Source organism: Comamonas sp. AG1104 (genome assembly GCF_003350425.1).
Taxonomy (GTDB): domain Bacteria; phylum Pseudomonadota; class Gammaproteobacteria; order Burkholderiales; family Burkholderiaceae_C; genus Comamonas; species Comamonas testosteroni.
In genome coordinates, this window is record NZ_QQAS01000002.1 from 57,121 (window position 1) to 71,263 (window position 14,143).

Sequence of the window (14,143 nt, forward strand, 5' to 3'; positions counted from 1 at the left end):
GCCGCAGGAGCTGGCTGCATCACAAAGTTGAGAGCTGCATCATCATCGGCAGGAATTGGCGCAAGTCCATTCGTGCTGACCGCAGCCGGGCAAGGATCTGCCTTGCCCAGGAGGGAGAAAATGCACGGGCCTGCCTCCGCGGAGGCAGGCCCATGTTGGCAGTGCTTACTTGACGGCGGTGATGGAGTCCAGCGTCTTCTGGCCGAACTTCTTGGCGTATTCCTTGTACGCGGGCTCCAGCGCGGTGCGGAAGGCGGTCTGGTCGACCTTCTCCACGACCTTCATGCCGTTGGCCTTGGCTTCTTCAACGCCCTTTTTCTCCACGTTGTCCACAAAGGCGCGCGAGGCCAGCGCGCCCTTCTTGGCGGCTTCGGTGAAGGCGGTCTTCTGGGCGGCGTTCAGCGATCCCCAGAACGAGGGCGACACGATCAGGGCCATGGGGGCATAGACGTGGGAGGTCAGGGTCAGGTGCTTTTGCACTTGCCACAGCTTGGCGGACACCAGCACGGAGATGGGGTTCTCCTGGCCGTCGATCGTGCCTTGCTGCAGCGCACCGATGACTTCGGGCCAGGACATGGGGGTGGGCGAGGCACCCAGGGTACGGAAGGCCGTGATGTGCACGGGGTTCTCGGTCACGCGGATCTTCAGGCCCTTGAGGTCGGGCACGCCATTGACAGCATGCTTGTTGTTGCTCAGATGGCGAAAGCCCTGCTCGCCCCAGGCCAGCGCGATCAGGCCGCGCTTCTGGAACTTGGCCAGCAGGTCCTGACCGAAGGCACCGTCCATCACGGCACGTGCGTGCTGGGTGTCGCGGAACAGGAAGGGGATGTCCACCACGCCCACATCGGGCACGAAGTTGCTCAGGGCGCCGGTGGAGACGATGGCAGCTTCCACGGTGCCCAGCTGCAGGCCTTCGATCAGCTCGCGCTCGCCACCCAGGGCGGAGGCGGGGAACTGCTTGAACTTGTAGGCACCGTTGGTGCCTTTTTCCACGCCTTCGGCCCAGGCGTTGGCGGCAGCGCCGTAATGGGAGTTGACGGCCAGCGCATAGCCGATCTTGACTTCCTTGCCCTGGGCAAATGCAGTGCCTGCGGTCAGGGCGGCTGTTGCTGCCACGGCCGTGGCGACGAAGGTGCGGCGAATCATGCGCATGGTGTTGGTCTCTCAGAAATGTTTTGAAATGAATCAAAAATTGTAGTGAGTGCCAACCGTGGGTTTTTACGCATCCGGGGGTCGTCTTGTACGGGTGGGTGCATCGTGTTTGGCGATGGATGGGCGTCAAAAAAGGCCTCTGTGCCGGCAAGCACGGAGGCCTTTGAAAATGAGAGCTGCTTGCGCTTGTTCTCAAATGATTTCAGATTGTTTTGATATTGAAATCATTAACCAATAAGCGGCTGAAGCTACTATTTTTGCTGAGCCAGCAGTTGATCGGCAAGCTGCACAAAGCCGTCGCCGCGCTCGGCCGTGGTCACATGGCGCGGCAGATGCCTGAGCTGGGGCACGAAGCGCGCGATATTGGCCACGCCCACGCTGTGGGGCATGTGCTCGAACATCTGCTGGTCGTTGGTCGAGTCGCCGATATACACCCAGCGCGCCAGCGTGGCGTCCAGATCGATGTCGAACAGCTCGCGTGTGATCCAGCGCGCACCTTCGAGCTTGTTGTGCTCGCCGAACCAGCCGTTGATGTGGATGGAGCTGACGGTGGCATTCATGCCGGCCGCCTTCATGATGGCCACGCATTCATCGATCTGTGCCTGGGGCATGTTCGTGAACTCGCTGTGATCCACGGCGATATCGCATTCGCGGCCGGCCGAATCCGTGGCGCGTTTGGCGCCGGGCACGGTGGCCTCGATCTGCTCGAGTACCTGCTGCATACGGGCAAAGTTGCGGGCGCGCTCATCGGCAGATTGCTGGTAGAGCTTGTCCAGGCCGCCCTGGGCGTTGCGGCGCAGGGCCACGGCACCGTTCTCGGCCACGATGGCGTCCACGGGCCAGGCCGATGCAAACGGCACGCTCCAGCCCACGGGACGGCCGGTGATGGGCACCACTTTCAGACCCGCATCCTTGAGGCGCGCAATAGCGGCCACCACATGTTCGGGCACCACGCCGTCGGTGGTCAGCGTGTCGTCGATATCGGTCAGCACGCCCAGCAGCTTGGCAGGTGTCTGCAGTTCAGACAAAGGACGCAGAAATTCTTGGCTCACAACAAACTCTCTCGATGTTGATCCTCGCCTGAAGCTAGCGCGGTCCAACTCAGAGACATCGAGCAAGAGCCGCCTCGCAGCGAGGATGTCGTCCCCCTCCGGCGAAGCCAGAGAGGGGGAAGGCGCGGGGCCGCCTAGGCGAAGCGCCTCAGGGGGTGAGGCTCAGTTCGCTGAGCCCAGTGCCAATCCCGCATGCTCGCGCAGCGGGTGGAAATGGATCTTGGGGAAACGCTCCTGCGCCAGGCGCACGTCATAGGGGCTGGTGCACAGATAGGCCAGGGTGTCGGCCGCATCATGCGCCAGGCGCATGGGGTAGGCGTTCTCGAACTCGCGCAGCTCGGCGGGCGAGTCGGCCGTGATCCAGCGCGCGCCGGTGTACTGGCAGCCTTCCAGGCGGACGTCGCAGTCGTACTCGGTCTTGAGGCGGTGCTGCACCACTTCGAACTGCAGCTGACCCACGGCACCCAGCAGCATGTTGCCGCCGACATCGGGCTTGAAGACCTGGATCGCGCCTTCCTCACCCAGCTGCATCAGGCCTTGCTGCAGCTGCTTGGTACGCAGCGGGTTCTTGAGCACCACGGTCATGAACATTTCGGGTGCGAAGAAGGGCAGGCCGGTGAACTGCAGATTGGGGCCGTCGGTGATGGAGTCGCCCAGCTGCACGCCGCCGTGAATCGTGAAGCCGATGATGTCGCCCGCATAGGCTTCGTCGACGGCCTCGCGGCGCTGGCTCATGAAGGTCACCACGGATGTGGGGCGCAGCTCCTTGCCGGTGCGCTGCACCTTCATCTTCATGCCGGGGGTGTACTTGCCGGACGCCACGCGCACGAACGCAATGCGGTCGCGGTGGTTGCTGTCCATATTGGCCTGCACCTTGAACACCACGCCTGCAAAGGTCTTGTCTTCGGGATTGATGGTGACTTCTGCGCGCTGGCGGTTCACTTCGGTGAAGGCAACGCGCGGGCCGGGCGGGGGAGACATGTCGACCACGGCATCCAGCACTTCCATCACACCGAAGTTGTTCACACCGGAGCCGAAGAACACGGGGGTCAGCTTGCCTGCCAGGAAGGCCTCATGGTCCCATTCGGCCGAGGCGCCAACAGCCAGTTCCATGGATTCCAGGGCATCATCGAAAGCCTTGCCAAAGCGCGCGCGCAGCTTGTCGCCTTCGCTCAGCGGAATGACTTCAAAGTCCTTGGGGCCGCGGTCGCTGCCGGGCGTGAACACCGTCATGCTCTGCGTGCGCAGATTGATGATGCCGCCGAAGCTCTTGCCCTGACCCACGGGCCAGGTGATGGGGCAGCAGGGCATGCCCAGTTCGCGCTCGACTTCGTCCATGATGTCCAGCGGGTCGCGCACTTCCCGGTCGAACTTGTTGACGAAGGAGATGATGGGGGTGTTGCGCTGGCGGCAGACCTCGATCAGGCGGCGGGTCTGCGATTCCACGCCGTTGGCCGCGTCGATCACCATCAGCGCCGAGTCCACGGCCGTCAGCACGCGGTAGGTATCTTCCGAGAAGTCCTTGTGGCCGGGAGTATCGAGCAGGTTGATCACGTGGTCGCGGTAGCTCATCTGCATCACCGACGAGGCCACCGAGATGCCGCGCTGCTTCTCGATTTCCATCCAGTCGGAGGTGGCGTGGCGCGAAGCCTTGCGGCCCTTGACGGCGCCGGCAATCTGGATCGCGCCCGAGAACAGCAGCAGCTTTTCGGTCAGCGTGGTCTTACCCGCGTCCGGGTGGGAGATGATGGCGAACGTACGACGGCGCCGGGTTTCTGGGGCGTATGACACAGTATTGAGAGCTGTAAATACAGCCGGAGAACGCCGGCTGTGACAACAAAAGGTGCGGCGGTTCGTTTGCCGCACCAGGCCCGCACCCATGCAGGGCAGACCTGTGAATAAGTCTTGAGGGCGCTTATTTTAACGGCAGGGCCAATTCTTGGAGATGCTGCGGAAATGCGGGCCGGGCGACGTCATTGCCCAAGGCCGCTGGCCCCGGAAACTGGCAGATGCGCAGCACAATAGGGGCCTAGTCTCCGGCTCTCATCTTTCCCTCATGAACAGCGCCCCGCAGGATGTGAACACATCCTTACCCGCCCAGCCTCCAGCTTCTGCCGCCCCGGTATGGATCAAACGCGGCACGCCCGAGTACTGGCGGGTCAGCGTGGCGCTGTTCCTGGCGGGGTTTGCCACCTTCTCCCTGCTGTACTGCGTGCAGCCGCTGCTGCCCGAGCTGGCCCACAGCTTTGCCGTCAGTCCGGCCCAGAGCGCGCTGGCGCTGTCGGTCTCCACGGCCTGCCTGGCCGGCTCCATCGTGCTGGCAGGGGCCTTGTCCGAGGGGCTGGGGCGGCGCAAGCTGATGTTCATCTCCATGGCCCTGGCAGCGCTGTGCAATCTGCTGGCTTCGTTCATGCCGCAGTGGCATGCGCTGCTGGCCGCACGCGCGCTGGAGGGCTTGCTGCTGGGCGGCGTGCCCGCCGTGGCCATGGCCTATCTGTCCGAAGAGATCGATCCGCCCGGCCTGGGCTTTGCCATGGGCCTGTATGTGGGCGGCACGGCGCTGGGCGGAATGCTGGGCCGGGTCGGCATGAGCGCCATGACCGAGTTCTGGGGCTGGCGCCACGCCATGGCTGCGCTTTCGGTGCTTGACCTGTTGGCGGCCCTGGGCTTTGTCTGGCTGCTGCCCAACTCGCGCAACTTCATCAAGAAGACCGGGCTGGGTGCCCGGTACCACCTGCAGGCCTGGGGCCGGCATCTGCGCCACCCGGGCCTGCCGCTGCTGTTCCTGATCGCCTTCGGCCTGATGGGCGTGTTTGTCAGCATCTACAACTATGCCGGCTTTCTGCTCAGCGCATCTCCCTATGGTCTGAGCCAGCTGCAGATCAGCCATATCTTCTATGCCTATCTGCTGGGCACGGCGGCGTCGCCGATTGCCGGGGGGCTGGCCGACAGGCTGGGTCGCGGCCCGGTGCTGGTCGCTGGCACTTTGCTGATGGCCGCCGGCGTGGTTCTGACCCTGCTGCAGCCCCTGGCCGCCATCGTGGTCGGCATGGTCCTGCTGACGGCTGGCTTCTTTGTCGCGCATTCGGTGGCCAGCGGCTGGGTGGGGCGGCTGGCCACGCAGTCCAAGGGGCACGCATCGTCGCTATACCTCTGGGGCTACTACATGGGCTCCAGCGTACTGGGGGCCGGGGCGGGCTGGTTCTGGTCGCGCTGGGGCTGGACGGGCGTGGGCTCCGTGGCCCTGGCTGTGCTGGCGCTGGTCAGCATGCTGGCCTGGCGCGTTCAGTGGCTGGCCAAGGCTGCGGCCGCGAATCGGGCCGCTTCTTGATGCCGTCTTGATACCGACACGTCCAATCTCTACCCGTTCTTGACGGGCGAATTTCTACAGTTCCTCCATCGCAATCAAGCCGCGTGAACGGCTTGCGGGAGGAATGAAATGACCATCACCTGGATTGAAGCCCTGGCCGCCCTGACGGCGCTGGGGCTGTTTGCCTATTTGGGCTATGCGCTGCTGCGCCCCGAGAAATTCTGAAGGGGGCGCCATGCAAGTGCTGCAAGACCTGATTTTTGTGAGCCTGACGGTGGTCTGCTTTGTCGGACTGCTGGGCTTTGTGCGCGCCCTGGCGCGTCTGTGAAAGGGGTACATCATGTGGTTACCCTGGATGGAATTTGCCGCCGTACTGACTGCGGCAACCTTGCTGACGATTCCCATGGGCCAATGGCTGGCGCGCTGCTTTACCAGCGAGCGCCATGGCTGGCTGGAGCGCCTGAGCTACCGGGTCATGGGCGTGAATCCGCAGGAGCGCATGGGCTGGAGGCGCTATGGCGCCGCTCTGGTGCTGAGCAATGCGCTGATGATGCTGCTGGGTTATCTGCTGCTGCGCCTGCAGGGCGCCCTGCCGCTGAACCCGCTGGAGATTGCGGCGCAGGCGCCCGACCTGGCCTTCAATACCGCAGCCTCCTTCATCACCAATACCAACTGGCAGGCCTACGCGGGTGAGAACAGCCTGAGCAATGCGACGCAGATGGTGGTCATCACCTTCCTGATGTTTGCCGGTGCCACCACCGGTGTCGCCACAGGCGCTGGTTTTGTGCGCGGTCTGGCGCGGTCTAGCGCCCAGGATATCGGCAACTTCTGGGTCGACTTCGTGCGCGTTTTCTGGCGCGTGCTGCTGCCGCTTTCCTTCATCATGGCCCTGGTCTATGTCTGGCAGGGCATCCCGCAGACCCTGCACGCCGAAGCCGTGGCGACGACGCTCGAAGGAGGCCGGCAGCAGCTGCTGATGGGGCCCGTGGCCAGCCTGGAGAGCATCAAGCATCTGGGCACGAATGGCGGCGGCTTCTTCGGCATGAATGCGGCACATCCGTTCGAGAATCCGACGCCGCTGACCAACCTGCTGCACATCCTCTCGATGCTGCTGATCCCGGCCGGCATGACCTATGCCTTTGGCTCCATGCTGCTGCGCCGCAAGCAGGGCTGGGTGATGTTTGCGGCCTGCATGGTGATGTTCGTCGGCTTTCTGAGCCTGGTTTTCGTGGCCGAGCAAAACGGCAGCCAGTTGCTGGCGCGCGCCGGAGCCGATCAGCAATACAGCCTGACCCAGAGCGGCGGCAATATGGAGGGCAAGGAGCTGCGCTTCGGCATTGCCGATACGGCCTTGTTCGTGGCCACCACCACGGCTGCCACCACGGGCTCGGTCAATGCCATGCATGATTCGTTGACCCCGCTGGGCTCCATCACGCCGCTGGCGCAGATGATGCTCAACTGCGTCTTCGGCGGCGACGGCGTGGGACTGATCAACCTGATTCAGTACGCCATCCTCACGGTGTTTCTGGCTGGCATGATGATTGGTCGTACCCCTGAATTCCTGGGCAAGAAGATCGAGGTGCGCGAGATCAAGCTGGTCATGCTTGCGGTGCTGGTGCCGCCGGCCTGCATTCTGGGCTTCACGGCCCTGGCCGCGCTCTGGCCGGATGCCGCAGCCAGTCTCAACAACCGCGGCCCGCATGGCTTCTCGGAGATTCTCTACGCCTATGCCTCGGCCACGGCCAACAACGGCTCCGCCTTTGCTGGGCTGAATGCCAACACGCCCTTCTTCAACACCACCACGGGCCTGGCCATGCTGGCGGGACGCTTTCTGACGCTTGTGCCCATGCTGGCCGTGGCCGGCAGCCTGGCTGCCAAGGCCACCGTGCCCGCAGGCCCGGGAACCTTCCCCACGGCCACACCGCTGTTCATGGGGCTGCTGGTGTTTGTCGTGCTGGTGGTGGGCGGTCTGACCTTTTTGCCGGCGCTGGCCCTGGGGCCCGTGATCGAACACCTGCAAATGCTGGTGGCTCAGCTGTACGCCTAACGTTCTATCCAATTGATGCCAATGCTCTGCAGCCCATGCACGGCTGCAGACCAGGGAGCAAATAATGAAAACATCGACTCAAACTCTTTGCGCTTCAGTGCTGCCAAGCCATGCACAAGCGCAGCCCGAGGCGCAATCCGCCTCCTGGTCACGCCTGCTGGGCTCCAGCGTGCGCGCCGCCCTGCTGGTGATGGTGGTCTCGGGCATTGCCTATCCCTTGCTGACCACGGGCGTGGCGCAGGCACTGTTTGCCCATGCAGCCAATGGCAGCCTGATCGAACGCCAGGGCCGGATCGTGGGCTCTGCACTGATCGGCCAGCAATTCACCGGGCCGCAGTACTTCCATGGCCGTCCCAGCGCCACAGTCGCTCCCGACCCGAGCCAGGAAGGGGCAAACATTGCTGCGCCCTACAACGCCGGCCTGTCTGGTGCCAGCAACCAGGGGGCAACGCACAAGGACTTGTCCGAAGCCGTGGCGCAGCGTGTCACGCAGTACCGTGCCGATAACGGTCTGGCCGCAGACCAGGCGGTGCCGGTGGATGCGGTCACTGCGTCGGCATCTGGCCTGGATCCGCATATCTCGATGGCCAATGCGCTGCTGCAACTGCCGCGTGTGGCGAAGGCGCGAGGGCTCTCGCCAGACCAGGTGCAGCCATTGCTGGCGCAGGAAACAGAGCAGCGCACGCTGGGCTTGCTGGGCGAGCCGCGTGTGAATGTGCTGCAGCTCAATCTGGCGCTGGACGCCTTGCAGCCCGCCACCAGCGCAGTGAAGGAGTAAGCCATGAGCACAAAGAAAATGACGGCGGGCCGCAGCCTGCTCGATGCCAGGCTGGTGAAGTCGGCGCTGTGGGATGCGGTGCGCAAACTCTCGCCGCGTACGCAGTGGGCCAACCCAGTGATGTTTGTGGTGTATCTGGGTGCGATCCTGAGCAGTCTGTTGTGGTGGCAGAGCCTGATGGAGCCGGGCAGCGAGAACAGCGGCTTTGTTCTGGCGATTGCGCTGTGGCTGTGGTTCACCGTGCTGTTTGCCAACTTTGCCGAAGCATTGGCCGAGGGCCGCAGCCGCGCCCAGGCCGCCAGCCTGCGCGGCATGAAGCGCGATACCGTGGCCAAGCTGCTGCAGCAACCGCATTTCGGCAGTTCATGGATTCCCATGCGCGCCAGCGAACTGCGCAAGGGCGTGGTCATCTTTGTGGAAGCCGGCGACACGATTGCGCTTGACGGCACGGTGATCGAGGGCGTTGCCTCGGTGGACGAAAGCGCGATCACCGGCGAATCCGCGCCCGTGATCCGCGAGGCCGGAGGCGACTTCTCGTCAGTGACCGGCGGCACGCGCGTGCTGTCGGACTGGCTGGTGGTGGAAGTCACGGTCAACCCCGGCGAGTCGTTCCTGGATCGCATGATCTCCATGGTCGAGTCGGCCAAGCGCCAGAAGACTCCGAACGAGATGGCGTTGACGATTTTGCTCGTGGGGCTGACGCTGGTCTTCCTGCTGGTCATTGTCACGCTGTGGCCCTTCTCGGCCTTTGCGGTGTCACAGGCTGGAACGGGCTCGGTGGTCGGTATTGCCGCGCTGATTGCGCTGCTGGTCTGCCTGATTCCGACCACGATTGGCGGCCTGCTGTCGGCCATCGGTGTGGCCGGCATGAGTCGCATGATGCAGGCCAATGTCATCGCCACTTCGGGCCGGGCCGTGGAGGCTGCCGGTGATGTGGACGTGCTGCTGCTGGACAAGACCGGCACCATCACCCTGGGCAACCGCCAGGCCAGCGAGTTTCTGCCGGCCCCCGGAGTGAGCGCCGCGCAGCTGGCCGAAGCCGCACAGCTGTCGTCTCTGGCAGATGAGACACCTGAAGGCCGCAGCGTGGTGGCTCTGGCCAGGGAGCGCCATGGCCTGCCCGATCGCAGCAGTGCGGATTTCCCGGGCGAGTTCGTACCCTTTACGGCACAGACGCGTATGAGTGGGGTGGACCTGCAGAGCCCGCAAGGCTTGCGCAGCTTGCGCAAGGGCGCCGCCGATGCCGTGCGCCGGCATGTCGAGGCGCTGGGAGGCAGCTTCCCGGCTCAGGTGCAACTGTCCGTGGACAACGTCTCGCGCAAGGGCAGCACGCCTTTGGTGGTGGCCGATGGCGCCAAGGTGCTGGGCGTGATTGAGCTCAAGGACATCGTCAAGCCAGGCATGCGCGAGCGCTTTGCCGAACTGCGCCGCATGGGCATAAAGACGGTGATGGTGACGGGCGACAACCCGCTGACGGCAGCCGCCATTGCCGCCGAGGCAGGGGTGGATGATTACCTGGCCGAGGCCCGGCCCGAAGACAAGTTGCAGCTGATCCGCTCGCACCAGGCGGCGGGCCGCCTGGTAGCCATGACGGGGGACGGCACCAACGATGCTCCGGCCCTGGCCCAGGCCGATGTGGCCGTGGCCATGAACAGCGGAACCCAGGCTGCCAAAGAGGCCGGCAACATGGTGGATCTGGACTCCAACCCCACCAAGCTGATCGAGGTGGTGGAAACCGGCAAGCAGATGCTGATGACGCGCGGCGCGTTGACTACCTTCAGCATTGCCAATGATGTGGCCAAGTACTTCGCCATCATTCCTGCCGCCTTTGTGGGCACTTATCCGCAACTGGCTGCGCTCAACGTGATGCAGCTGCACAGCGCAGATTCCGCCATCCTGAGCGCCGTGATCTTCAATGCACTGATCATCATCGCCCTGGTGCCGCTGGCCTTGCGTGGTGTGCAGTATCGCGCCGTGGGTGCGGCCCTGCTGCTGCGCCGAAACCTGCTGATCTATGGCCTGGGCGGGCTGATCGTGCCGTTTGTTGGCATCAAGCTCATCGACATGCTGCTGACCGTGCTGGGCCTCGTCTAAGTCCTATCCAGGCCTTGCTTTCTCGTTTCTGTGGCTTGTCCGCGTTCCCAGTGGGCGCGGCAAGTCTGATTTGTTCGCCTCATCATCATGCGTCTCTCTTTCCCCCAAAAAACATTCCACGCATCGCGTTCCTGGGTCATCAGCTCTGCGTTGTTGATGACAGCTTTGAGCGGTGCCAATTCTTCTGCTGCCGAGGAGGCAAAAGCGCAATCTGCTTCTGAAACCACAGCTGCTGTGCCGGCCGACAGCAAGTCTTCCCTGACCGGCTCGCTGAGCCTGATCAGTGACTACCGCTTTCGCGGCATCTCTCAGACCTGGCAAGGTGCGGCAGTTCAGGGTGCAGTGGAGCTGGCCTTGCCCAAGGGCTTTTATGTGGGCACGTCGCTGTCCAATGTCTCTACCAACAGCTACGGCCGGGGCCAGGGACTGGAGCACGATATCTATGGTGGCTGGCGCGGCGAGCTTGTGCCTGACTGGCTGCTGGATGCCGGGCTCTTGCAGTACCGCTATCCCGGCGCCCGCCTGGGCGCAAGCGATGGCAGCAGCAAACGCTTTGACACCACCGAGCTCTATCTGGGGGCGACCCATGGTGGCCTGAGCCTCAAATGGTCTGTGGCACTGACGCCTTATTTCGGACTGGGCGAGAGTACCGCCGACTCGGCGTTCGCCACTGCGCTGCGACCAGCAGGCAGCAGCCGCGGCAGCCAGTATCTGGATCTGAACTATCAGCATCCGCTGGGCGATCTCGCCACCTTGGGCCTGCATGGCGGCTATACCTGGGTGCGCAACTACAGCGATGTTTCCTATGCCGACTGGCGCATCTCGCTATCCAGGGCCTGGGGTCCATGGACCGCATCGCTTGCCTACGCGGGTACCTCGGCCGATGCCAGGTACTACAGCGCCGTCAACAGCCGTGGCCAATGGCGGGATCTGGCACGCAGCGGCTGGCTGCTGGGCCTGAGTGCCGGGTTCTGACCGCACTTGAGTGATACGCTGATCGCCTGATGCCTTCATCCACACCCTCATCCGCCGCGCAGCGCCCCGACCCCGATGCGCTGGTCGCTCAACTGCAGGCAGATCGGCAGCGCGCTCATCTCGGCAAGCTGCGCATCTACTTTGGCTCCAATGCCGGAGTGGGCAAGACCTACTCCATGCTGGCGGCCGCGCAGCGCGAGCGGCAGGCCGGGCGCAAGGTTCTGGTGGGGCTGGTGGAGACGCATGGCCGTGCCGAGACCGAGCAGCAACTGCATGACCTGGAGCTGCTGCCGCGGCGCACGCTGGCCTACCAGGGTAGGCAGCTGGACGAGTTCGACCTCGATGCAGCTCTGGAGCGCCGCCCGGAGGTGCTGCTGCTCGACGAGCTGGCACACAGCAATGTGAGCGGCTCACGCCACCCCAAGCGCTGGCAGGATGTGCAGGAGTTGCTGGAGGCGGGTATCGAGGTGTGGACCACGCTCAACGTTCAGCACCTGGAAAGCCTCAACGATGTGGTGGGCGGCATTGTGGGCATACAGGTCCATGAGACCGTGCCCGACCATATCTTTGACGATGCCGACGAGGTCATCGTCGTCGATATCCCGCCCGAGGAGCTGCTCAAGCGCCTCAAGTCGGGCAAGGTCTATCCGCTGGAGCAGGCCGAGCGGGCCTCGCGCAATTTCTTTCGCCAGGGCAATTTGCTGGCGCTGCGCGAGTTGGCCTTGCGCCGCACGGCCGATCGTGTCGATGAAGACATGCGCGACTACCGCCGCGAGCGCTCCATCGGCGATGTCTGGCCCACGCGCGAGCGCTTGCTGGTGGGCGTGGGCGGCCGCGCCGGTGATGATGCCCTGGTGCGCCAGGTGGCACGCCTGGCAAGGCGGCTGGAGGCTGACTGGGTGGTGGTCTATGTGGATGCGCCGGAACGCCAGCATCGGCCTCGGGCAGCGCAGGAGGCCGTACTCAAGACCCTGGCGCTGGCTGCGCGTCTGGGCGCGGAAACGGCAACCATTCCCGGTGCCCATGTGGCCCAGGCTCTGGTGGACTTTGCGCGCGAGCGCAATGCCAGTCATCTGGTGCTGGCGCGTGTGCATGAACCTTTGGGCCGCTGGCTACGCTGGCGTGCTCCCAGCCTGTCCGAACAGATTGCGGCGCTGGATCCCGGCCTGGACGTGCTGCTGCTGTCGGTCAAGCAAAGCAAGAACGACAGCACCTTGCGATTGCCGGTGGCGCGTGAAAAGGCCATTCCGTGGAAGGGCTATGCAGGCGTGACCCTGGCATGCCTGGCCGCTACAGCGGTGGCGGAGCTGCTGCTGCGGGTGTTCGACCCGGCCAATGTGGTCATGCTTTTCCTGCTGGTGGTGGTGCTGTCCGCCGTGCGCTGGGGGCGCGGACCCGGCGCATGGGCGGCCCTGCTGTCGGTGCTGCTGTTCGATTTCTACTTTGTGCCGCCGCGCAACTCTTTCAGCGTCAACGATACGCAATACCTGTTCACCTTCAGCCTGATGCTGGGTGTGGCCCTGGTCTGCGGCCAGCTGACGGCGCGGCTGCGCCACGAGGCGCGCGTGGCCGCAGAGCGCGAAAGGCGGGCCGGCGCGCTGGCCAGGCTGGCGCGTGACCTGTCGGGTGCGCTGACGCAGGAGCAGGTCACGCAGATCGCGCTGGCTACGATTTCAGGCGTTTTTGATGCCCAGACCGGGCTGCTGGTGCCCGATGCCGATGAGCGCTTGCAGCTGGCGCAGGGCAGCGAAGGTCAGATCGACACCAGCGTGGGCCGCTGGAGCATGGAGCATGGCCAGATGGCCGGCCACGGCACTGATACCCTGGCCGCCGCGCCGGCGCTTTATGTGCCGCTGATGGCGCCCGTGCGCTCGCGCGGCGTGCTGGTGCTGCAGCTGCGTGCGCCGCAGAAGTTGCGGGTGCCTGAGGAGCGCCGCCTGCTCGATGCCTGTGCCAGCCAGATCGCCCTGGCCTTGGAGCGTGTGCATTTTGTGGAGGTGGCGCAGCAGACCCAGATTGCCATGGAGGGCGAGCGCATGCGCAACACCTTGCTCTCGGCCGTCTCGCACGATCTGCGCACGCCGCTGACGGGCATTCTGGGCGCGGCCCAGGCGGCCTTGCCTCATGCGCCCCAGGGGCCGGCGCATCACATGCTGGTGCAGATCCGCAATCAGGCGCAGGCGCTGCAGCAACTGGTGGACAACCTGCTGGCCATGGCGCGCCTGCAGCAAGGCGGCGTGCAGCTCAAGCGCGAATGGCTGCCGGTGGACGAGCTGGTGGGCAGCGCGCTGGCGCAGATGCGCGAGCGACTGGCCGCTCATGCGCTGCAGACCGCGCTGCCGGCCGATCTGCCCTTGCTGCAGCTCGATGCCGTGCTCATGGAGCGTGTGCTGGTCAATCTGCTGGACAACGCCATCAAGTACACGCCCGAAGGCACGACGATCACCGTGACAGCGAGCGTGGCCGATGGCGACTGTGTGCTGAGCGTGCAGGACGCGGGGCCGGGCCTGCCAGTGCATCTTTCGCCCGAGCAGTTGTTCGAACCCTTTACCCGCGGGCAGGCGGAGAGTGCCGTGTTCGGCATGGGGCTCGGACTGGCTCTGGCTCAGCGCATCGTGCAGGCCCATGGCGGCAGATTGCGGGTGGCGGCGGCAGACCCCGGGCCGGGCACCATTTTCAGCGTACACCTGCCCGTGCCGGAGCAGCCGGCCATGGACGAATGAGCCGACAATCCC

The 14,143-nt window shown here is 64.4% G+C and carries 10 protein-coding genes; 7 read left to right on the forward strand and 3 right to left on the reverse strand.

All coding sequences use genetic code 11. The annotated features are described in order from the left end of the window. Positions 1–165 precede the first annotated feature (165 nt). The 3 genes from DFO48_RS04920 to DFO48_RS04930 all read right to left on the reverse strand — a co-directional run bounded on the left by DFO48_RS04920 (position 166) and on the right by DFO48_RS04930 (position 3,995). Positions 166–1,152, reverse strand: coding sequence for a TRAP transporter substrate-binding protein (locus tag DFO48_RS04920; RefSeq protein ID WP_003073071.1), 987 nt, complete (start codon positions 1,150–1,152; stop codon positions 166–168). Between the two features lie 251 nt (positions 1,153–1,403). Next, the gene (locus DFO48_RS04925) at positions 1,404–2,204 is read right to left on the reverse strand and encodes an HAD-IIB family hydrolase (RefSeq protein WP_114862747.1); all 801 of its coding nucleotides are present in this window, start codon (positions 2,202–2,204) and stop codon (positions 1,404–1,406) included. A 162-nt stretch (positions 2,205–2,366) separates the two neighbouring features. After that, a complete protein-coding gene (locus DFO48_RS04930) occupies positions 2,367–3,995 on the reverse strand; it encodes a peptide chain release factor 3 (RefSeq protein WP_003073068.1) in 1,629 nt (542 codons plus the stop codon). 265 nt (positions 3,996–4,260) lie between these two features. On the opposite strand from DFO48_RS04930, the gene DFO48_RS04935 reads away from it, so the two are divergent. The 7 genes from DFO48_RS04935 (at position 4,261) to DFO48_RS04965 (ending at position 14,131) form a co-directional block, all read left to right on the forward strand. Beyond that, positions 4,261–5,535 (forward strand): MFS transporter, encoded by a 1,275-nt coding sequence (locus DFO48_RS04935; protein ID WP_114862748.1) that lies wholly within the window; start codon positions 4,261–4,263, stop codon positions 5,533–5,535. Between the two features lie 108 nt (positions 5,536–5,643). Further along, the gene (gene kdpF / locus DFO48_RS04940) at positions 5,644–5,739 is read left to right on the forward strand and encodes a K(+)-transporting ATPase subunit F (protein WP_003061706.1); all 96 of its coding nucleotides are present in this window, start codon (positions 5,644–5,646) and stop codon (positions 5,737–5,739) included. A gap of 115 nt (positions 5,740–5,854) precedes the next feature. Beyond that, positions 5,855–7,561 (forward strand): potassium-transporting ATPase subunit KdpA, encoded by a 1,707-nt coding sequence (kdpA, locus tag DFO48_RS04945; protein ID WP_114862749.1) that lies wholly within the window; start codon positions 5,855–5,857, stop codon positions 7,559–7,561. 64 nt (positions 7,562–7,625) lie between these two features. Next, complete coding sequence (gene kdpC, locus DFO48_RS04950; RefSeq protein WP_114862750.1) at positions 7,626–8,339, forward strand: K(+)-transporting ATPase subunit C; 714 nt, start codon at positions 7,626–7,628, stop codon at positions 8,337–8,339. 3 nt (positions 8,340–8,342) lie between these two features. Continuing rightward, the gene (gene kdpB / locus DFO48_RS04955) at positions 8,343–10,433 is read left to right on the forward strand and encodes a potassium-transporting ATPase subunit KdpB (RefSeq protein ID WP_114862751.1); all 2,091 of its coding nucleotides are present in this window, start codon (positions 8,343–8,345) and stop codon (positions 10,431–10,433) included. Between the two features lie 87 nt (positions 10,434–10,520). Then, the gene (locus tag DFO48_RS04960; protein ID WP_114862752.1) at positions 10,521–11,408 is read left to right on the forward strand and encodes a TorF family putative porin; all 888 of its coding nucleotides are present in this window, start codon (positions 10,521–10,523) and stop codon (positions 11,406–11,408) included. A 29-nt stretch (positions 11,409–11,437) separates the two neighbouring features. After that, positions 11,438–14,131: a sensor histidine kinase KdpD gene (locus DFO48_RS04965; protein ID WP_114862753.1), complete on the forward strand. Its 2,694-nt coding sequence runs from the start codon at positions 11,438–11,440 to the stop codon at positions 14,129–14,131. Positions 14,132–14,143: the final 12 nt, after the last annotated feature.